This window comes from Streptomyces glomeratus, assembly GCF_021462825.1.
GTDB lineage: Bacteria > Actinomycetota > Actinomycetes > Streptomycetales > Streptomycetaceae > Streptomyces > Streptomyces glomeratus.
Genome location: NZ_JAKEEB010000041.1, coordinates 1 through 20,145, shown reverse-complemented (window position 1 = coordinate 20,145; position 20,145 = coordinate 1). Strand labels below are relative to the sequence as shown.

22 protein-coding genes are annotated in these 20,145 nt (G+C 71.1%); 13 read left to right on the top strand and 9 right to left on the bottom strand.

Annotation, left to right across the window (positions count from 1 at the left end):
- Positions 1-2 precede the first annotated feature (2 nt).
- The gene (locus LZ604_RS31145) at positions 3-470 is read right to left on the bottom strand and encodes a pyridoxamine 5'-phosphate oxidase family protein (RefSeq protein ID WP_234519249.1); all 468 of its coding nucleotides are present in this window, start codon (positions 468-470) and stop codon (positions 3-5) included.
- 265 nt (positions 471-735) lie between these two features.
- Between LZ604_RS31145 and LZ604_RS31140 the strand changes: the two genes are divergently transcribed.
- On the top strand, positions 736-1,386 hold the full coding sequence (locus LZ604_RS31140) for a cysteine hydrolase family protein (protein WP_234519248.1): 651 nt from the start codon (positions 736-738) through the stop codon (positions 1,384-1,386).
- 12 nt (positions 1,387-1,398) lie between these two features.
- Here the strand turns inward: LZ604_RS31140 and LZ604_RS31135 are convergent, their stop codons facing one another.
- Positions 1,399-1,902, bottom strand: coding sequence for a Rieske (2Fe-2S) protein (locus tag LZ604_RS31135; RefSeq protein WP_234519247.1), 504 nt, complete (start codon positions 1,900-1,902; stop codon positions 1,399-1,401).
- 200 nt (positions 1,903-2,102) lie between these two features.
- Between LZ604_RS31135 and LZ604_RS31130 the strand changes: the two genes are divergently transcribed.
- The 8 genes from LZ604_RS31130 to LZ604_RS31090 all read left to right on the top strand — a co-directional run bounded on the left by LZ604_RS31130 (position 2,103) and on the right by LZ604_RS31090 (position 9,850).
- The gene (locus LZ604_RS31130; protein ID WP_234519246.1) at positions 2,103-2,867 is read left to right on the top strand and encodes a HipA family kinase; all 765 of its coding nucleotides are present in this window, start codon (positions 2,103-2,105) and stop codon (positions 2,865-2,867) included.
- Positions 2,864-3,280 carry a DUF3037 domain-containing protein gene (locus LZ604_RS31125; RefSeq protein WP_234519245.1) on the top strand — a complete coding sequence of 139 codons (417 nt, stop codon included), beginning with the start codon at positions 2,864-2,866 and terminating at the stop codon, positions 3,278-3,280. The genes LZ604_RS31130 and LZ604_RS31125 overlap by 4 nt, the downstream gene beginning before the upstream one ends.
- 162 nt (positions 3,281-3,442) lie before the next feature.
- Entirely contained in the window at positions 3,443-4,204 is a 762-nt protein-coding gene (gene fabG, locus LZ604_RS31120) for a 3-oxoacyl-ACP reductase FabG (RefSeq protein WP_234519244.1), read from the top strand.
- Between the two features lie 19 nt (positions 4,205-4,223).
- Positions 4,224-4,985, top strand: coding sequence for an SDR family oxidoreductase (locus LZ604_RS31115; protein ID WP_234519243.1), 762 nt, complete (start codon positions 4,224-4,226; stop codon positions 4,983-4,985).
- 187 nt (positions 4,986-5,172) lie between these two features.
- Positions 5,173-6,753 (top strand): ABC transporter substrate-binding protein, encoded by a 1,581-nt coding sequence (locus LZ604_RS31110; protein ID WP_234519242.1) that lies wholly within the window; start codon positions 5,173-5,175, stop codon positions 6,751-6,753.
- Positions 6,754-6,844: 91 nt separating this feature from the next.
- The gene (gene ung / locus LZ604_RS31105) at positions 6,845-7,528 is read left to right on the top strand and encodes a uracil-DNA glycosylase (protein ID WP_234519241.1); all 684 of its coding nucleotides are present in this window, start codon (positions 6,845-6,847) and stop codon (positions 7,526-7,528) included.
- A gap of 157 nt (positions 7,529-7,685) precedes the next feature.
- Positions 7,686-8,243 (top strand): hypothetical protein, encoded by a 558-nt coding sequence (locus tag LZ604_RS31100; protein WP_234519239.1) that lies wholly within the window; start codon positions 7,686-7,688, stop codon positions 8,241-8,243.
- Between the two features lie 695 nt (positions 8,244-8,938).
- Positions 8,939-9,850: a Gfo/Idh/MocA family protein gene (locus tag LZ604_RS31090; RefSeq protein WP_234519236.1), complete on the top strand. Its 912-nt coding sequence runs from the start codon at positions 8,939-8,941 to the stop codon at positions 9,848-9,850.
- Here the strand turns inward: LZ604_RS31090 and lnt are convergent.
- From lnt to LZ604_RS31065, 5 genes are all read right to left on the bottom strand, one after another.
- On the bottom strand, positions 9,768-11,342 hold the full coding sequence (gene lnt, locus LZ604_RS31085; RefSeq protein WP_234519235.1) for an apolipoprotein N-acyltransferase: 1,575 nt from the start codon (positions 11,340-11,342) through the stop codon (positions 9,768-9,770). The genes LZ604_RS31090 and lnt overlap by 83 nt on opposite strands.
- A gap of 93 nt (positions 11,343-11,435) precedes the next feature.
- Positions 11,436-11,921, bottom strand: coding sequence for a nuclear transport factor 2 family protein (locus LZ604_RS31080; protein WP_234519234.1), 486 nt, complete (start codon positions 11,919-11,921; stop codon positions 11,436-11,438).
- A gap of 199 nt (positions 11,922-12,120) precedes the next feature.
- Positions 12,121-12,735: a hypothetical protein gene (locus tag LZ604_RS31075; protein WP_234519233.1), complete on the bottom strand. Its 615-nt coding sequence runs from the start codon at positions 12,733-12,735 to the stop codon at positions 12,121-12,123.
- Between the two features lie 237 nt (positions 12,736-12,972).
- Positions 12,973-13,152 (bottom strand): hypothetical protein, encoded by a 180-nt coding sequence (locus LZ604_RS31070; RefSeq protein ID WP_234519232.1) that lies wholly within the window; start codon positions 13,150-13,152, stop codon positions 12,973-12,975.
- Between the two features lie 120 nt (positions 13,153-13,272).
- Positions 13,273-14,148 carry an undecaprenyl-diphosphate phosphatase gene (locus LZ604_RS31065; RefSeq protein WP_234519231.1) on the bottom strand — a complete coding sequence of 292 codons (876 nt, stop codon included), beginning with the start codon at positions 14,146-14,148 and terminating at the stop codon, positions 13,273-13,275.
- Between the two features lie 427 nt (positions 14,149-14,575).
- On the opposite strand from LZ604_RS31065, the gene LZ604_RS31060 reads away from it, so the two are divergent.
- A complete protein-coding gene (locus tag LZ604_RS31060; protein ID WP_234519230.1) occupies positions 14,576-15,100 on the top strand; it encodes a VOC family protein in 525 nt (174 codons plus the stop codon).
- On the opposite strand, the gene LZ604_RS31055 is transcribed toward LZ604_RS31060, so the two are convergent.
- Entirely contained in the window at positions 15,097-15,621 is a 525-nt protein-coding gene (locus LZ604_RS31055; protein ID WP_234519229.1) for a winged helix-turn-helix transcriptional regulator, read from the bottom strand. The genes LZ604_RS31060 and LZ604_RS31055 overlap by 4 nt on opposite strands.
- A 113-nt stretch (positions 15,622-15,734) precedes the next feature.
- Between LZ604_RS31055 and LZ604_RS31050 the strand changes: the two genes are divergently transcribed.
- Positions 15,735-16,904, top strand: a complete 1,170-nt coding sequence (locus LZ604_RS31050; protein ID WP_234519228.1) for a thiolase family protein — start codon at positions 15,735-15,737, stop codon at positions 16,902-16,904.
- On the opposite strand, the gene LZ604_RS31045 is transcribed toward LZ604_RS31050, so the two are convergent.
- On the bottom strand, positions 16,901-17,758 hold the full coding sequence (locus LZ604_RS31045) for a TVP38/TMEM64 family protein (RefSeq protein ID WP_234519227.1): 858 nt from the start codon (positions 17,756-17,758) through the stop codon (positions 16,901-16,903). The two genes, LZ604_RS31050 and LZ604_RS31045, sit on opposite strands and share 4 nt — an antisense overlap.
- Before the next feature lie 49 nt (positions 17,759-17,807).
- On the opposite strand from LZ604_RS31045, the gene LZ604_RS31040 reads away from it, so the two are divergent.
- Positions 17,808-18,536, top strand: a complete 729-nt coding sequence (locus LZ604_RS31040; RefSeq protein WP_234519225.1) for a DNA alkylation repair protein — start codon at positions 17,808-17,810, stop codon at positions 18,534-18,536.
- A gap of 301 nt (positions 18,537-18,837) precedes the next feature.
- The gene (gene tuf / locus LZ604_RS31035) at positions 18,838-20,007 is read left to right on the top strand and encodes an elongation factor Tu (RefSeq protein WP_234519223.1); all 1,170 of its coding nucleotides are present in this window, start codon (positions 18,838-18,840) and stop codon (positions 20,005-20,007) included.
- Positions 20,008-20,145: the final 138 nt, after the last annotated feature.

Genomic DNA, 20,145 nt, shown 5'->3' with positions numbered 1-20,145 from the left:
GGCTACCGCGAGCCCAGCTTGCGGAAGTCCCAGGAGACGATCTTGGCCGGGGTCAGCCGCAGCCAGGCGTGGCGGCCGTCGTACGGCATCTCGTCCAGCCCGAAGTTCTTGCGCGCGAACAGGGTCTCCGGTATGTCGAGTTCGGCGCACAGCTCCCCGGTGCGGGGACTCTCGCCCACGAACTCGATCGTGCCGGACAGCTCGACGCCCCTCAGCTGCTCGTACTCCTCGCCCGTGTCCACGATGATCGCCACGCGCGGATCGCGGCGCAGATCGGCCCAGCGCTTGCTGCGCACCACGGAGTACAGCCACAGCGAGATGCCGTCCCAGGCGAACCACAGAGCGCTGACGTGCGGGGTGCCGTCGGCCGACACCGTCGCCACCCGGCAGGTGCGCTGGCTGACGAGGAATTCGTCCAGCTCGCCGGGCGTCATCATGATCTTCCGGCCTCGGCGCTGAGTGTCGGCCATACGGTCCCCCTCTTCTTCTCCCACGTCGTGCCAGAGAGATCCTCTGACATCACGTCAGAAAAGAATGGGGCCTCCCGAGCCCACCCGCAACGGCCTTCACCGACCGGGCCGCACTCCACCCGTCATCGGCAGCACCCCCGCCCGTCACCGCCCGCACTGCGCCCGTCATCGGCCGCCGTTCGCGTCCCGTCCGCGGCGTGCTCCTTCCGTCCTCCCGTGAGGCTCGCTACCCTCGCCCGCCCGACCGCCGACGCCAAGGGGAGCCATGTCGTCGTACGAACGGCTCAGCGAACTCCTCGACCCGCGGACCACGGTGCTGCTCACCGTCGAGTGCCAGCAGGGCGTCGTGGGCCCGGAGGGCGCGCTGCCCGAACTCGCCCGGCAGGCACGCTCCTCGGGCGCTCTGGGCCGTGTGGCCCGGCTGGTCGCGGCCGCGCACCGGGGCGGGGTCCAGGTGATCCACGCGATCGCCGAGCGCCGTCCCGACGGCCGGGGCGCGAACCGCAACGCGCGCCTCTTCCGCGCGGCCGAGCGGCTCCCGGTGCAGCAACTGTCCGGCACCGCGGCGGTCGCCGTCGCGCCGCCCATCGAGGTGACGGAGGAAGACCTCGTCGTACGCCGACTGCACGGGCTGTCACCCCTCGCGGGCACCGAGGTGGACGCACTGCTGCGCAACCTCGGCTGCCGGACCCTGATCGTCACCGGAGTCTCGGCCAACGTGGCGATCCCGAACACCGTCTTCGACGCCGTCAACCGCGGCTACACCGTGGTTGTGCCCGCGGACGCCATCGCGGGGGTGCCCCCCGAATACACCCCTGCGATGATCCGCAACACCCTTGCACTGGTCGCCACGGTCGCGACCACGGACGAGGTGCTTGCTCATCTCGCCCCGCGGCGCGGGGCACCACGGGCCTGAGCGGGCACCGGGTCAGGCGAGCTTGATCTCGCCCCCGGACACGGTGATCTTCGTGGCCGGCAGGGGCTGGGTCGCCGGGCCCTTCTTCACACTGCCGTCGGTCGCGGAGAACTGGCTGTTGTGACACGGGCAGGTGATCACGCCGTCGGCGATGTCCTTCACGGCACAGCCCTGGTGGGTGCACTTGGACGAGAACGCCTTGAACGTGCCCGCCGACGGCTGGGTGACCACGACGCCCTGGTCGGCGAAGACCTTGCCGCCGCCCTCGGGGATGTCGGCGGTCTTCGCGAGCACCGCGCCGCTGCCCTCGCCGGTGCCGCCACTCGCCGTGCTGCCACTGCTCGCTGTGCTGCCACTGCTCGCCGTGCTGTCGTTCTGCGAGCCGACGGAGCCCGAGGAGCTGTCGTTCGAGCCCCCGCACGCGGTCAGCGCGACGGCGAGACCCGTCACGCCGACCGCACCCACGACCGTGCGGCGGGCCGGTGCGGAGACGGGCTGGAGTGATTCGCTGGTCATGCTGACGTTCCCTTCCACGGATGTCCCTTGCTCTGTCCGGTGGTACGGCCTGCGGACAATCGCTGTTCAGATGCTTTCGAGATCTTGACTGCTTCGAGATCGGGCGGACGTAAGACACGGCTGTGGTTGCGCTGTCAGGGGGACGCGACTGTGCCACAGGCCGCCGCCGACCGCGGCCGACCCGCCAGTAACCTGGGGCGATGCTCAAGGAAGTCATCGCGACCCGCTACATCACGCCGCTGCGTGAGGGCGGCTCGCTGCCGGGGCTCGTCGAGGCCGACGACCTCGGGACCTACGTCATGAAGTTCACCGGCGCGGGGCAGGGCCGCAAGACCCTCGTCGCCGAGGTCGTCTGCGGTGAACTCGCCCGCCGTCTGGGCTTCAGGGTGCCCCGGCTGGTGACGGTCGACCTCGATCCCGTGCTGGGACTCGGAGAGCCCGACCAGGAGGTCCAGGAACTGCTCAGGTCGAGCGGCGGACTCAACCTCGGCATGGACTTCCTCAGCGGCGCGATCGGCTACGATCCGCTGGCCTTCGGGGTCGGCCCCGAGGAGGCCGGGCGGATCGTCTGGTTCGACGCGCTCGTGGGCAACGTCGACCGCTCCTGGCGCAACCCCAACCTGCTGATGTGGCACGGCGACCTGTGGCTCATCGACCACGGCGCCACCATGATCTGGCACCACAACTGGCCCGGCGCCGACACCTCCGCCGCGCGGCCCTACGACGCCTCCGACCACGCCCTGGCGCCCTTCGCGCCCGATGTCGCGGGCGCGGCCGCCGCGCTGGCCCCCCTTGTCACCGAGGAGCTGCTGGCCGAGGTGACCGCCGAGATTCCGGACCAGTGGCTCGCCGGTGAGCCCGGCTTCGACACACCGGACGCGCTGCGCCGCGCGTACGCCCGGCCCCTGCTCGCCCGCGCCGCCGTCGTCCATGAACGCATCAACGGAATCGAGGAGGCACGGTGAGCGAGCGCCACATCATCAGGGGTGGCCGGGTGAGCGACCGGGAGGTCTTCGAGTACGCCCTGCTCCGGGTCGTGCCGCGGGTGGAACGCGGGGAGTGCATCAACGCGGGCGTGCTCGTCTACTGCCGGGCCAAGGCCTACGTCGGCGCCCGCACCCACCTCGACGAGGCCCGGTTGCTGGCCCTCGACCCCGAAGCGGACGTGGCGGGAGTGCGGGCCGCGCTGCGCGCCGTCGAGGGCGTGTGCGCGGGCGGCGCGGCGGCCGGGCAGGCGGCGCGCGACGACGCCGGACGGCGCTTCCGCTGGCTGATCGCGCCCCGCTCGACGGTCGTCCAGCCCGGGCCCGTGCACACCGGACTGACCACCGACCCGGCGGCCGAGACCGAGCGATTGCTCGACCTCCTGGTGAGGTAATGGATCACAGGCACCCGGTGTGCCGTTGACACCGGGTGCCAGGGCTTCTAGCGTCACGTCTACTGAAGGTACTAAGCGGTCGCTCACCTGTCGGGGCGTACCGCGGGAGCCGCAGCCGTTCCAAAGGTGTTCCAGGCTTTTCAAGGGCGAGGAGAACCAGCAATGTCCACCACTGAGCAGCGGGTCGCCATCGTGACCGGCGGTGCGCGCGGCATCGGCGCCGCGACCGCCGTACGACTGGCCGCCGAGGGCCGTGCCGTCGCGGTGATCGACCTCGACGAGTCCGCGTGCAAGGACACCGTCGAGAAGATCACCGCTGCGGGCGGCAAGGCGATCGCCGTCGGCTGCGACGTCTCGGACGAGGCGCAGGTCGAGTCGGCCGTCGCGCGCATCGCCGAGGAGCTGGGTGCGCCGACGATCCTCGTCAACAACGCGGGCGTGCTCCGCGACAACCTGCTGTTCAAGATGAGCGTCTCCGAGTGGGACACCGTCATGAACGTGCACCTGCGCGGTGCCTTCCTGATGTCGCGCGCGGTGCAGAAGCACATGGTCGACGCGAACTTCGGCCGGATCGTCAACCTCTCCTCGTCCTCGGCGCTCGGCAACCGCGGCCAGGTGAACTACTCCGCGGCCAAGGCCGGTCTGCAGGGCTTCACCAAGACCCTGGCCAAGGAACTCGGCAAGTTCGGCGTCACCGCCAACGCCGTCGCCCCGGGCTTCATCGCCACCGAGATGACCAAGGCCACGGCCGAGCGGGTCGGGATGGGCTTCGAGGACTTCAAGGCCGCGGCCGCCACCCAGATCCCCGTGCACCGCGTGGGCGAGCCCGAGGACATCGCCAACGCGATCGCCTTCTTCACGGGCGACGCGGCCGGATTCGTCTCCGGCCAGGTGCTGTACGTGGCCGGCGGACCGCTCGACTAGGGCCCGGGAGAACACGGACATGACGGAACTGCCCGAACTTTCCGGCAAGGTCGCCCTCGTCACGGGCGCCAGCCGCGGCATAGGCTACGGCGTCGCCGAGGCGCTCGTCGCCCGCGGCGACCGGGTCTGCATCACCGGACGCACCGAGGACTCCCTCAAGGAGGCCGTCGAGAAGCTCGGCGCCGACCGCGTCATCGGTGTCGCGGGCAAGGCCCACGACGAGGCCCACCAGGCCCTCGCCGTGGAGCGCACGATGGAGGCCTTCGGCCGGGTCGACTACCTGGTCAACAATGCCGGGACGAACCCGGTCTTCGGCCCCATCGCCGACCTCGACCTGAACGTGGCGCGCAAGGTGTTCGAGACCAACGTCGTCTCGGCGCTCGGCTTCGCCCAGAGGACCTGGCACGCCTGGCAGAAGGACAACGGCGGCGCCATCGTCAACATCGCCTCGGTGGCCGGCCTGTCCGCCTCGCCGTTCATCGGCGCCTACGGCATCAGCAAGGCCGCCATGATCAACCTGACGGTGCAGCTCGCGCACGAGTACGCGCCCAAGGTACGGGTCAACGCGATCGCTCCCGCCGTCGTGAAGACGAAGTTCGCCCAGGCCCTGTACGAGGGCCGGGAGGCGGAGGCCGCCGCGGCCTACCCGCTCGGCCGGCTCGGTGTGCCCTCGGACATCGGCGGCGCCGCCGCGTTCCTGACATCGGGCCAGTCCGACTGGATCACCGGCCAGACGCTCGTCGTCGACGGCGGGATATTCCTGAACGCAGGGGTCGGATGAGCTGAGCGACCGGCACGGGCGCCCATGGACGGAAGGGGCGCCCGTGTCGCCGTGGCGAGACATACAGACACATGACAACGTCGTCATGGACGCGCTGATCACAAGCCCTCCACGAACCCCGTCGCGTCGGCCGGGGCTGCGGTAGGGTCTGCCGCCAAACTGGAATGGCGGATCGAGGAGTACGCGCGTGTTCAACCGGAACCGTTCTCTGCGTCGGCTGGCGGCGGTCACGTCCCTGTCTCTCGTGGCCGGCTGCGGTGCGCTCTCCTCCGGATCGTCCGACGACCAAGGGCCGATCGTCGTGGGCACCACCAGCGCCCCCAGCACACTGGACCCGGCCGCGTCCTGGGACGGCTCCTGGGAGCTGTTCCGCAACATCTACCAGACCCTGCTGAGCTACCCGACCGGTGCGTCGGTGCCCCAGCCCGACGCCGCCGACTACTGCGCCTTCACCGACGGAACCAACCGCACCTACCGCTGTGTGCTGCACAAGGGCATGACCTTCTCCGACGGGGCGGTGCTGGACGCGCGCGCCGTGAAGTACTCCATCGACCGGATCCGCACGATCAACGTGCCGGGCGGTCCCGCGGGCCTGCTGGGCAGCCTCGACCGCATCACCACGCGCGGCGACCGGGAGATCCTCTTCCACCTCAACAAGCCCGACGCCACGTTCCCCTTCGTGCTGGCCACCCCCGCCATGTCGATCGTCGACCCCGACGACTACCCGGCCAGCGGGCTGCGCAAGGACGGCAAGGTCTTCGGCTCCGGCCCCTACAGCCTGAAGTCGTACGAGGAGGGCAAGCAGGCCGAACTCGTCCGCAACACCCGTTACAAGGGGTTCGCCGGCCTCCACAACAACGCGGTCACCATCCGCTACTTCCAGGAGTCGGGCGCGATGGTCGCCGCGCTGCGCAAGAAGCAGATCGACGTCACCTACCGCGGTCTCGCCGCCCCCGACATCGTCTCCCTGCAGAACAACGCGTCCAGGGAGTCGCTCCAGCTCATCGAGGGCGCGGGCACCGAGATCAGCTACCTGGTCTTCAACCCGAAGGACTCCTGGGCGGGCAAGCTCGCCGTGCGCCGCGCCGTCGCCCAGATCGTCGACCGCCCGGCGATCGCCCACAAGGTGTACAAGGACACCGTGGACCCGCTGTACTCGATGGTGCCCAAGGGACTCACCGGACACACCACGGGGTTCTTCGACGACTACGGAGACCCCAGCATCCCCAAGGCGCGCAAGATCCTCCAGGAGGCGGGCATCACCGGACGGGTGCCACTCACCCTGTGGTACACCACCGACCGCTACGGCTCCGAGACCGCCCCGGAGTTCCAGGAGCTCAAGCGGCAGCTGGAGAACTCCGGCCTGTTCACCGTCACCCTCAAGAGCCGCCCCTGGAAGACCTACGAGGAGGGCTACCGCCAGGGCGAGTACCCGGTGTTCGGGCGTGGCTGGTTCCCCGACTTCCCGGACGCGGAGAACTTCATCGCCCCCTTCGTCGGCGACCAGAACGCGCTCGGCACGCCCTATCCGGCGCCGAGGATCACCGGGGTGCTGCTTCCGGAGTCCCGGCGCGAGAGCGACCGCGCGAACGTGGTCAAGGAGTTCGAGCAGGCCCAGCAGATCCTCGTCGACGACGCCCGGCTGCTGCCGCTGTGGCAGGGCAAGCAGTTCATCGCGGCCAACGAGGACATCTCCGGCGGCGAGCAGGCACTGGACCCGTCGACGATCATGACGATGTGGCAGCTGTCCCGCAAAACCAGCTGGTAGACCGGGTCCCGAGCAGGGTCCGGGCGCCGGTTGTCAGTGGTCGCCTGTAGGTTCTCGACCTGGAAGTGACCGCACATCGGAGGAAGTTGACGTGACCGACATCGCCATGCTGCCGGAGTCCTGGCGGGGCGTTCTGGGCGACGAACTACAGCAGCCCTACTTCAAGGAGCTGACGGAGTTCGTCGAGGAGGAGCGCGCCAAGGGTCCCGTCTACCCTCCGCGCGAGGAGGTCTTCGCCGCCCTCGACGCCACTCCCTACGACAGGGTGAAGGTGCTCGTCCTCGGCCAGGACCCGTACCACGGTGAGGGCCAGGGACACGGTCTGTGCTTCTCCGTCCGCCCCGGTGTGAAGACCCCGCCCTCGCTGCGGAACATCTACAAGGAGATGCACGAGGAGCTGGGCACGCCGATCCCGGACAACGGCTATCTGATGCCCTGGGCCGAGCAGGGCGTGCTGCTGCTGAACGCGGTGCTCACGGTGCGGGCCGGCGAGGCGAACTCGCACAAGGGCAGAGGCTGGGAGAAGTTCACCGACGCGGTGATCCGCGCCGTGGCCGGCCGGCCGGATCCGGCGGTGTTCGTACTGTGGGGCAACTACGCACAGAAGAAGCTGCCCCTCATCGACGAGACGCGGCATGTCGTCGTCAAGGGTGCGCACCCCTCGCCGCTGTCCGCCAAGAAGTTCTTCGGATCGCGTCCGTTCACGCAGATCAACGAGGCGGTGGCCCGCCAGGGACACGAGCCGATCGACTGGGCCATTCCGAACCTGGGGTGAGACGGCGCGGGGCGGGCCGGACCGGTCCGCCCCGCCCGGCCACCGGTCGCCCCGCGTCGTCACCGGCTTGGCCCAGCGCCCTGCGGAGCCGCCTGAGCGTGATTGTCGGCGGGGGCGGCTAGCGTCGTGCTGACGGGCGACGAGCGTGGAGGACGCGGTGGCGGAGCGACAGAGGCAGGCGGCGCCGGACGCCGTGATGGGCCGGATCGGTCAGGTCGTCATGCTGCACCACGGCGGCGACCGCGAGGAGGCCCGGGACCGCTTCCTGGGGCTGTGGGCCGAGATCGGCGAGAACGGCGACCCGCTGCACCGCTGCACGGTGGCCCACTACATGGCGGACACGCAGGACGACCCGGCGGACGAACTGGCCTGGGACCTCAGGGCACTGTCCGCCGCCGAGGAACTGAGCGACGAACGCCTCGCCGGGCACGACGGCGCGCTCGCCGTCCGCGCTTTCTACCCGTCCCTGCACCTGAACCTCGCCGCGGACTATGTGAAGCTGGGCCGCTGCGACGCCGCCCGTACCCATCTGCACCGGGCGCGCGGCGCGGCCGGGACACTCGGCGACGACGGCTACGGCGACGGCATCCGGGCGGCGATCGCACGCCTGGAGCGGCGGCTCGCTACGGAGGCACCGACGAACAGCCCGCCCGAGCCGGGCCCCCCGGAGGGCCCGGGCGGAGAGACCCTGGGTCCGCCGAGACGGCGGTCGTGACCGCCGGGCATCACCGGCCGGACGGGGCGGGCGGCGTCACGTCGTCCGCTCACCGGCCGTAGGTGCTCCCGCAGATGTCCGCCTCCGGGCTGCCCGGCCGCCACCCTCCGTAGCTGCGACCGAGCGCGCATACATCCGGGTTCCGGGCAAGCCCCTCCTGGACCGTGGGCGGCACCTCGCCACGCTGCCCGGGAAGGTCACGCCTCGGGTGTGCGGGCGCCGACCGACGCCGTGGGACGGCCGTCCGCACGGGGGCGGGCCGGGAGGTGGCGTGCCGGGCGCTGTCCGGTGCCGACGGAGGACGGGAGGGCCCCACCACCTCCAGTGCCACCCGCGCCGGGGCCTGCACCACGCGGGGCTCCGAGCTGCCGTCCGCCTGCGGTGCCGAGGACTGGGACGGCGCCCGCGGCGGAAGCGGAGCGGGCGGCCGCTGGACGGTCACACAGCCGGTGACCGCCGACACGGCCGCGGTGAACAGGAGCGTTGCAGTCGTCGTCGTTCGATGCACCCGCGCAACTCTGCTGGCTCCGGGAGGTTTTGGGGAGTGGACGGGCGCAGGATGCCCCGCACGGGTGACCTCGGCCCCCGGTGGCCCGTCGATCCGTCGTCACCGGCGAACTGCGCTGGACGTCCCGTCCCGTACGCGGCCGTATGCTTCCCACGAGGCACCCGTAGGCAACCCCAGGAGACGCCCCGTGAAGGTCGGCTGCATCGGACTCGGTGACATCGCGCAGAAGGCGTACCTGCCGGTGCTCGGGGTGCAGCCGGGAATCGAACTGCACCTCCAGACCCGGACCCCCGCGACCCTGCACCGCGTCGCCGACGGTCTGCATCTGTCCCGGCAGCAGCGGCACGTCGATCTGGACACACTCCTCGACCAGAACCTCGACGCGGCGTTCGTCCACGCGCCCACCGTCGCCCACCCGGAGATCGTCGCCCGGCTCCTGGAGGCGGGCGTGCCCACCTACGTCGACAAGCCCCTCGCCTACGAACTCGCCGACTCCGAACGGCTGGTGGCGCTCGCCGAGGACCGGAACGTCAGCCTCGCGGTGGGCTTCAACCGGCGTTACGCACCCGCGTACGCGCAGTGCGCCGATCACCCGCGCGAGCTGATCCTCATGCAGAAGAACCGCATCGGACTGCCCGAGGAGCCCCGCACCATGATCCTCGACGACTTCATCCACGTCGTCGACACGCTGCGGTTCCTGGTCCCGGGACCGGTGGACGATGTGACGGTTCGGGCCCGCCTCGAGGACGGTCTGCTGCACCATGTGGTGCTCCAGCTGGCCGGCGAGGGGTTCACCGCGCTGGGTGTGATGAACCGGCTCAGCGGTTCCGCCGAGGAGATCCTGGAGGTCTCCGGGCAGGACACCAAGCGCCAGGTCGTCAACCTCGCCGAGATCATCGACCACAAGGGCCAGCCGACCGTGCGGCGGCGCGGGGACTGGGTGCCGGTGGCCCGGCAGCGCGGGATCGAGCAGGTTGCGCTCGCCTTCCTCGACGCGGTCCGGGCCGGCAAGGTGCTTAGCGCCCGTGACGCACTGGCGACCCATGAACTGTGCGAGCGGGTGGTAGGTGCGGTGCAGGAACGCCCCGCCGTCCTCTGAGGGCCCGGACGCTCTCCGTGGCGCACAGCGCGGCGATCACCAGCAGGGCCCCGAGCACCGGCCAGTCGCCGTAGCGTACGAACGGCGTGATGCCGTGGGCGAGCGGCACGTCATAGACCTCCGACGCGCTCCTGCTCGTTCCGAGCCAGGGGCCGACGCTCTGGCCGCCCGGCCCGTAGACGGCGGAGACGCCGGTCAGGGTGGCATGCACCATCGGGCGGCCGGTCTCCGCGGCGCGCAGCGCGGCCAGCGAGGCGTGCTGCTCCGGCGCCCAGCTGTACTGGAACGTCGACGTGGAGGACTGGGCGAGCAGCAGCTCGGCGCCGTCCTCGGCGAGATGGCGGCTCATGTCCGGGAAAGCGGACTCGAAGCAGACCATGGGCCCCACGCGCAGTCCGTGACCGGCGCTCATGACCACCTGTTCGGTGCCGCGCCCGCGGTCCTCGCCGGCCGCCTTGCCGACGGAGGTGGCCCAGCCGAGGACGGACCGCGCCGGTATGTACTCGCCGAACGGGACGAGCCGCATCTTGTCGTAGCGGTCGCCCGTCGGGCCGTGCGGGCCGACGAGCACGGAGCTCTTGTAGATGCCGGCGCGGTCGGAGCGGCGGGCGTCGACGTTGACCAGGATGTCGGCCTTCACCAGCCGGGACAGCGCTGCGATCCGGTCCGCCAGATCGGGCCGCCGCGCGAGGTCGAAACCGACGCTGCTCTCGCCCCACACGACCAGGTCCACGTTCCGCCCGGCGAGCCGCCGGGTCAGCTGCTCCTCGCGCTCGAACCGTCTGGTGCCGCTGTCCGTGCCGTCTATGACCCCCGGCTGGACGACGGCTATCCGCACCCGCCCGTCCGGGTCCGGGCGCGGCGACCAGGCCCATGCCGCCGACGCCGCCGCGGCCGTCACCACGAGCCCGGCCACGGCCGGGACGCGCGAGGCGCGCACCGCCACGAGCATCGCCAGGGCGATGTTGACACCGACGACCAGGAAGCTCAGCAGCCATACCCCGCCGATCGAGGCCAGCCGCAGCGCGGGCTCCACCTGCCACTGGCTTGAGCCGAGCAGCCCCCAGGGACCGCCGAGCCCCTGCCAGGAGCGGACGAGTTCGACCATCAGCCAGCCGGAGGGCAGAACGAGGAGGGCGGCGCCGAGCCGTCCCGCTGAGGGCACCCCGCCCAGGAACCGCCGCACCAGCAGGCCCCAGGGCGCCCACAGCGCGCCCAGCAGGGCCGCGATGACGAATGTGAAGACGTTGAGACTCGGTATCAGCCAGTGGTGCACGGCGGTCATGAAGCCGAAGCCGCCGAGCCAGCCGTCACAGGCGGCCCGCCTGGGGGTCGGCGCGGACCGGACGAGCAGGATCCACGGGACCAGTGCGACGTAGGCGAACCACCACCAGGACGGCGCGGGGAAGGCGAACACCGGCAGCGCACCCGCGAGCACGGCCGCGGTACCGCGCCACCAGCGGGAGACGAGCCAGTCGTCGGGCAATCTCATGCGGCGCATCCCTCCCCGGAGCATGTCTCCAGTGTGCGCGCCGGGGAAGATCTCCGACAGAGGGCATGAGGGCGCGTGGCGGCGCGGGGCGACTCAGCCGGCAGGGTCCTCTTGCACCTGCCCGGGAACGGTGCGCCACTTCTCCTGGACGACCACCTCGCGCAGCCGCCACCCGTCCTGCGTCCGCAGGAACGCGAACGCGTAGCGGCCGCCGCAGACGAAGTCCGGTACGGACGGGCCGTCCTCCGCTCCCGCGCGACGCATCGGATTGACGTAGTCGGCCCGGACCCCGGCGGTGTCGCCGACGTCGTGCGCCAGGGCGCCGAAGCGCAGGCGCCGGTTGACGATCAGGTGCTGGCGCACCGGGAACAGCCGCATCGCCTTCTCCAGCCATCCGGCAACCTGACCGGCGTCGCCCTCGATGCCGCCGGCCGAGCGGTAGTCGGCCCGCCCGTCCCGGGTGAACAGTTTTCGGTACGCCTCCCAGTCACCGTCGTCCACGGTCGCCGCGTACTCGGTGACGAGTCCGTCGACGGCCAGACGGTCCATCACCGTCGCGAGCTCCACGCGCTGGGTCATCGGCTCAGTGTTGGGGACGCGGCCGCCGCAGCCAAGGGGCGTGCGCGGGGTTTCGAGGGTTCCGGGCAGATGCCCGGGGCACGCGCGGCCGGCGCGGGTGGGGCCTGGGTGCGACGCCGTCGGGCCGCAGGAGGGGAGAACCCGGTTCGCGCGCCGGCCCGTGGCACCGGGTGGTGGCGAGTTGCCGGGTGGTGCCGCGTCACCACTCGTCTTCGTGGTCGAGCACCCGGAAGCTGCCCACGATGCCGTCGTCACCCCGCAAGTCGAGCCGGAAAAGGTCTTCTCCGCGGGAGGAGTCTCCCTGGCGGGTGCTGGTGACGACGCCGAAGGTGCTGCCGTGGGGACCGACGGTGGCGACCGGGGAGCCGTTGTCGCAGGTGAAGCCCCGATAGACCTCAACGATCTTCTTGCTGTCGTTGTCGATGCTGAAGCTGCTGGAGCCCAGCCCGCTGGCCGCGGTGATGCAGCCTTCCGTGGCGGCGGAGTACGTCCGTTCGTTGAAGTGGATCCACCCGGGTCCCTTGTGGTCGCCGCCGTGGTCGTGGCTCCGCCCGCCGCCCTCCTCGCGCTCGCCGCTCCTGGGCTGTGCCGCGCCTTCGCGTGCAGCAGGAGTGGGGGCGGCGGGCTTGGCGTGCGCGGCCGGCTTGGCAGGCGGGGCGGCGTGCGCGGCGGCGTGAGCGGCTTTGCGGGCCGCGTGCTTCACGGACGGGGCCGCCTCGGTGGATCCGACGGTCGAGGCGTAGGTGATGCCGGTGGTGGCGAGGACCGCTGTGCTCACTACGGCGGCGGTCACGGCGAAGGTACGCGTGGGCATGTCACTTCTCTCTGTCGCAGAGGCGCCGGCCGGGCAGCCGAACTGCGATGAAAGTACTGACAGCCGCTCATACCTGTCATATCGGACATGTTCCCGGTGTGATGTCACAGGGCCGATCGGACGTATGTCCGGCGTGGCGTGTCGACGGGTGTCCGGCGGGCGGCCTTTGGCCGCATCCCGGACGCGGCGGCCGCCGATGTCCTCACCGCGGCGTGGCGGTGCGCCTTCAGGCCGCCTTCAGGCCGCTTCGATGACCTCGCCGCGCATCGCCGCGGCCCACTCCACGACCAACAGCTCGTACTCCGCGCGCTCCTGAGCCGACAGAGAGCCGCCCGAGCGCAGCCACAGCGCGCGGATCCGCTCGTTTAAGTCGTCGGCAGACCGCACGGAACCAGGGCTCTGGGAATCGGGGGACATGCGGGCAAGCCTAGGGGTAAGCGGTGACAGCGCGCCACCGCGCCACTGCGCACACCGTATGTGTTTGGTCACGGTCGGTTCCGTGCGTGGCGGGTGGAGGTTCCGTCAGGATCGGGCAGGTCAGCCCGCCGACTCGGCCGCGTGCGGGCTGAGCACGCCCGCCGCGACCAGCGCGACGATGGCGATGCCGAGCGCGATGCGGTACCAGACGAACGGCATGAAGCTTTTGCTCGAGATGAACTTCATGAACCATGCGATGACGGCGTACCCGGACGCGAACGCGACGACCGTTGCGAACAGTGTGGGCCCCCAGCGCACATGGCCCGTCTCCGCTGCGTCCTTGAGCTCGAAGGCACCCGACGCCAGGACGGCCGGAATGGCGAGCAGGAAGGAGTAGCGGGCAGCGGCCTCACGCCGGTAGCCGAGGAACAGGCCGCCGCTGATCGTCGCGCCGGACCGGGAGACGCCGGGGATCAGGGCCATCGCCTGGCAGGCGCCGAAGACCAGGCCGTCCCTGACGTCGAGATCCCTCAGGGTCTTGCGCTGCTTCGGCAGCCGGTGCCGGCCGCCGGCCTCGTCACGCGCCGCCAGCCGGTCCGCGACGCCGAGGATCACACCCATGACGATCAGCATGGTCGCCGTGACCCGCAGATCCCGGAAGGGGCCCTCGATCTGGTCCTTCAGGGTCACACCGAGCACCCCGATGGGTATGGAGCCGACGATCACCAGCCAGCCCATCCGCGCGTCGTGGTCCTGCCGCATCTGCTTGTCGAACAGCGAACGGAACCAGGCCGAGAGGATGTTGGCGATGTCCTTGCGGAAATAGATCAGCACCGCGGACTCCGTGCCGATCTGCGTGATCGCGGTGAAGGCCGCTCCCGGGTCCGCCCAGCCCGCGAAGGCCGCGGTGAGCCGCAGATGGGCACTGGAGGAGACGGGGAGGAATTCGGTCAGCCCCTGGACGAGTCCGAGGATGAGGGATTCAAGCCAAGACATGGGTGATCGGGTCCAACAGCTGATCGTGGAGGCGACGACGGGCACACCGAGCCGCGGCATGCCGTGCGGCGGCCGGTGATCAAGTGCTGGACGGCAGCGTAGCGCTCCGGGATGACGATCCCATCACCGGGGCTTTACCTGCGCTTGGGGAGGCAGGGGCACCTCGCCTCGGGGTCCGGCCCTTCGCATGGCCGGCACGCGTGCGCCGGAGGCGGCCGAAATCGGCGTCGCTCCGGTCTGCGGCGGACGCTACAGTCGGCCGGGTGACTGCCGGGTCGGCCGTGGGCCATACACGAGTGAGGCGCCCGGCCTCGGCGTGAGCGCGAGGCGGGCCAGAGCCCCGCCCCCCTTCTCCGTGTCCTCGCTACCGGCGCCCGCGCGTGGCGCCCTCGTCCAGCGCATCCCACGACCCGGAGAGACCACACTCATGCCGTCCGAGCAGCAACACCGAATAGGATCCGAGCAGCAGGACCGAAACGGATCCGAGCAGCAACACCGAAAAGGATCCGAGCAGCAGGACCGGAACGGATCCGAGCAGCAGGACCGGAACGCGCCCGAATCGCCGGCCGGCGCCGTCCAGTTGAACCACACGGCCGTCTACGCCAGGGACCCGCACCGGTCGGCCGAGTTCATCGCTGCGGTTCTGGGCCTGGAGGTGGGTGCCCCCGTGGGGCCCTTCCTGCCCGTCGACCTCGGCAACGGTGTGACCCTCGACTACTACGAGAAGCGCGACGAGCCGATCCAGTCGCAGCACTATGCGTTCCTCGTGCCCGACGAACAGTTCACCACCATGGTGGCCCGGCTGGAGGCGCTGGGGGTCACGTACTACGCCGACCCCCGGCACACCGAGCCGGGCAGGACGAACCGCCTGTTCGGCGGCCGGGGTGCGTACTTCGACGACCCGGACGGCCACAACATGGAGATCATGACCCGCCCCTACGTGCGCCCCTAGCCCTCACCCGAGGCAGTGTGTCCTGCCCGTGAGGGGCCGTGTGCGTCGGCCTGGACTGCGGCCGGTCCCGACCTTGTCCAGCCCGGTGCCTGGGGGTGTGCCGTCAGGTCCTCGTGACGGACCTCTCGGCCGCAGGCGGAGCAGGTGACGAGCGCAAGCAGCTCGTGGCCGCAGTTGTGCTCGATCACCATGGGGCGATCGTCGTCTCCGCGGAGATGGCGGTCGCCCCACGCCATGAGGGTCATCAGGGCGCCCTCCAGCTCCAGGCCCGCCGTGGTGGCCCGGTACTCGAAGCGCTGGGGGCGCTCGCTGTAGCGCGCCTTGGTCAGGATCCCGCCGTCCACCAGGCGCTTCAGACGCGCGGCCAGGACGTCGCGCGGGGCGCCGATGTTGCGTACGAGCTGATCGAAGCGCCCGTTGCCGAGATAGACCTCGCGCAGCACGAGCAGGGAGTACTTCTCACCGACGAGGGCCAGGGTGTCGGCGATGGAGCAGGGGCGCGGATCTCTGGTGGCGGACATACGCCCAGTCTAGGCGAGGGTTTGATTTCCAAACTCTACCCGTTATGGTGGGTCCAGATTTCCTACTCACCGGTAATCGCCGCACCGGCGCCTTGGGCAAGGAGGCCCACACCATGCGTGACGCTGTGATCGTGGAAGCCGTACGAACTCCGGTGGGCAAGGGCAAGCCCAACGGCGCCCTCGCCCACGTCCACCCCGTGGAACTTCTCGCGCACACCCTGCGCACCCTCGTCGAACGCTCCGGCATCGACCCGGCGCTGATCGACGACGTCATCGGCGGCACCGTCGACCAGGTCGGCGAGCAGGCCATGAACACCACCCGGTACGCCGTGCTGTCCGCGGGCTTCCCGGAGACGGTGCCCGCGACCACCGTGGACCGCCAGTGCGGCTCCTCCCAGCAGGCCGTGCACTTCGCCGCCCAGGGCGTGCTGTCGGGCGCGTACGACATCGTCGTGGCCTGCGGCGTGGAGTCCATGAGCCGCGTGCCGATGTGGTCGAACGTGCCCGCCGGAAAGGACCCCTTCGGACCGGGCGTCGCCGCGCGCTACCCGGAGGGCCTCGTCCCCCAGGGCATCAGCGCCGAGCTGATCGCCGCGAAGTGGTCGATCACCCGCGAGCGGATGGACGCCTTCGCCGTGTCCTCCCACCAGAAGGCCGCGGCCGCGTGGGACGCCGGCCTGTTCGACGCCGAGACGGCGCCCCTGGAAGGCCTTGCGCGCGACGAGTCCCTGCGTCCGTCCACCACCGCCGAGGTGCTCGGCGGGCTCAAGCCCGCCTATCAGGACCCGGGCTTCGCCGAGCGGTTCCCGCAGATCGAGTGGAACATCACCGCCGGCAACGCGAGCCCGATCAACGACGGCGCCTCGGCGGTCCTCATCACCACCAGCGAGACCGCCGCCCGTCTGGGTCTGCGCCCGCTCGCCCGGCTGCACAGCTTCGCCGTGACGGGCTCCGACCCCCTGCTCATGCTCACAGGAGTCATCCCCGCCACGGAAAAGGTGCTGCACAAGGCGGGTCTGACGCTGAGTGACATCGACCTCTTCGAGGTGAACGAGGCCTTCTCCAGCGTCGTCCTGGCCTGGCAGCAGGAGACCGGCGCCGACCTGGCCAAGGTCAACGTCCACGGTGGGGCCATCGCCATCGGCCACCCGCTGGGCGCGAGCGGCACACGGCTGACGACCACCCTGGTGCACGCGCTGCGGGCGCGTGGGGCCAGGTACGGACTGCAGACGATGTGCGAGGCGGGCGGACTCGCCAACGCGATGATCCTCGAAGCGGTCTAGCCGCCCCGCCCGGTCCTCGCGGCGGCCCGGCCGGCCCGGCCGTGGTCCCTGAGGTGGTGGCGCTTGCGCCAGGCCACCACCGCGCCGGCCAGTGCCGGCACCGCGATGAAGGCCATCGCGATCAGGAAGGCCGGTGAGGTCGGCCGCGAGGCCCGGGCACCGGCGACCACATACGCGGCGGTGTTGGGGACCGAACCGAGCGTCGTCGCGATCAGGAACGGGGCCCAGCGCATCCGGGAGACCGCGGCGCAGTAGTTGGCCGCCCAGAACGGCACCCCGGGGAACAGCCGGGCCGCCATCATGGAACGGAAGCCGTGCCTGCTGAGCTGCCCGTCCGCCGCCTTCAGCCAGCGGCCCCGCAGCAGCGGACGCAGCGCGTCCTGCCCCAGCATCCGGCCGAGCCCGAAGGCGACCCCGGCGCCGAGCACCGTGCCCGCGAGCGCCGTGCCCGTGCCCAGCTGCGAGCCGAACAGCGCGCCTGCCGCGAGGTTGAGCAGCGGGCGCGGCACGAACGCGACCGTGCACAGTCCGTACGCCACCGCGAAGACGACGGCCGCCGTGACACCCCCGAGCTGCGGCGGCCAGCCGCGCGTCAGCAGCCTCTGCGGCTCGAACGCGAGCACGCAGGACGCCGCGGCCGCGAGCAGCAGCACGAGCAGGGACAGACGGGACCAAGGCGACATCAGTGCCCGCGTGCAGCGGGCGGTGAAACCGAGCGGTACGACGACGGCGGCGGCCGGCGCGGCGGTGAACTCCCTGCCGGCGCAGGGGGAGGCCGTGGCGGTGAGCTTCGTGGCGGCGGCCCGGGGAGAGGCCGTGGCGGTGCCCCCAGAGCGGGTGGTGGCATCGGGCATCCGGCGACACTAACCGACCGATGTGTGTGATCGCCGTATGGTTCCTCTCATGGAGGCCACAGGCTCCGGAACAACAGCCGCGCCGTTCGTGCCGCCGCCCAGCGGCCTCGCGGACGCCGTGATGGAGCGGCTCACCCTCGCGTACGCCGCCGCGGCCGATCCGGAGCGTGCCGTGGCGATGCGCGCCTACATGAAGGACGTCGCGCCCTTCCTGGGCCTGACCACGCCCGTCCGACGGGCCCTGTCCCGCACCGTCCTGGCCGGCACGCCCCGCCCGGACGAGGCCGACTGCACGGCGATCGCCCTGCGCTGCTGGGCGCTGCCGGAGCGCGAGTACCACTATTTCGCCGTCGACTACCTGCGCCGCCATGTGAGGCAACTCTCGTCCGGTTTCCTTCCCGTGACGCGCCATCTGGTCTCCACCGTCCCCTGGTGGGACACCGTCGACGCGCTCGCCTCCCATGTCGTGGGAGGACTCGTCACCGCCGATCCCGGGCTGCGGGACGCCATGGACGCGTGGATCGAGGACGACCACCTGTGGATCGCCCGGACCGCCCTGCTCCACCAGCTGCGCCACAAGGAGGCGACCGACACGAGCCGCCTCTTCTCCTACTGCGTACGCCGCTCCGGCCACCCCGACTTCTTCATCGGAAAGGCGATCGGGTGGGCCCTGAGGGAGTACGCCAAGACGGATCCGGAGGCCGTACGGGAGTTCGTGGCCCGGGAGGGGGCACGACTCTCCCCGCTGTCGGTGCGGGAAGCACTCAAGAACCTCTGACCGGCTCGTGAACGGGCCCTGCCGGAAAAACCATTCGACGTGGCCGCACGCGTCGACCATGCTCTAGCACATGTTCCGGTACGCCTTCGTCCTCGCAGCATCCGCCGCCGCGGATGCGCCGAAGGCTGCCGTCCCGCTCTTCCTGGCAGCCGTCGACGGCGCCCGAAGCTGACCCTTCCCGGATCGTCCGGCGGACCCCGCAGGGGGAGGGTCGGCAAGTCCTTGGGGTCCCCGTCCCGGCCGGATCGTCCGACGCCGGGGCCGTCGCTCAGCACCACCGAAGAGGCTTCGAGGAACAGCCATGCCCAAGACGGCATACGTGCGCACCAAACCGCATCTGAACATCGGCACGATGGGGCACGTCGACCACGGCAAGACCACCCTGACCGCCGCGATCACCAAGGTCCTGGCCGACCGCGGCAGCGGCACCTTCGTCCCGTTCGACCGGATCGACCGGGCCCCGGAGGAGGCGGCGCGGGGCATCACCATCAACATCGCGCATGTCGAGTACGAGACGGATACCCGGCACTACGCGCATGTGGACATGCCTGGCCACGCCGACTACGTCAAGAACATGGTCACCGGGGCCGCCCAGCTCGACGGGGCGATCCTCGTGGTCTCGGCGCTCGACGGGATCATGCCGCAGACCGCCGAACACGTACTGCTGGCCCGGCAGGTGGGCGTGGACCACATCGTCGTGGCGATCAACAAGGCCGACGCGGGCGACGAGGAACTCACCGACCTCGTCGAGCTGGAGGTCCGAGAGCTGCTGAGCGCACAGGGCTATCCGGGCGACTCCGTCCCGGTGGTCCGGGTCTCCGGGCTCAAGGCCCTGGAGGGCGACCCGCGTTGGACCGCGGCGATCGAGGCGCTGCTCGACGCGGTGGACACCTATGTGCCCATGCCCGAGCGGTATCTGGACGCACCGTTCCTGCTGCCGGTGGAGAACGTGCTCACCATCACCGGGCGCGGCACGGTCGTCACCGGCGCGGTCGAGCGCGGCACGGTGCGGGTCGGCGACCGGGTCGAGGTGCTCGGCGCCGGTGTGGAGACGGTGGTCACCGGTCTGGAGACCTTCGGCAAGCCCATGGAGGAGGCGCAGGCCGGGGACAATGTGGCGCTGCTGCTGCGCGGGGTGCCGCGCGACGCGGTGCGGCGTGGGCACATCGTCTCGGCACCCGGAAGTGTCGTGCCGAGCCGTCGTTTCTCGGCGCGGGTGTACGTCCTGTCGGCACGCGAGGGCGGTCGCACCACCGCGGTGTCGACCGGATACCGGCCGCAGTTCTACATCCGCACCGCGGACGTGGTCGGCGACATCGACCTCGGCGAGACGGCGGTCGCCCGGCCCGGCGACACGGTCACCATGACGGTGGAACTGGGCCGCGAGGTCCCGCTGGAGCCCGGCCTCGGCTTCGCGATCCGCGAGGGCGGCCGCACCGTCGGCGCGGGCACGGTGACGACCGTGGGCTGAGCGTACGCACCGCGGACGGGCCCCCCCCCCCCCCCCCCCCGGGGGGGGGCCCCCCCCCGGGGGGGCCCCGCCCCCCCCCCCCCCGGGGGGGGGCCCCCCCCCCCCCCCCGGCCCCCGCCCGGGGTCACCGGCCCCCCC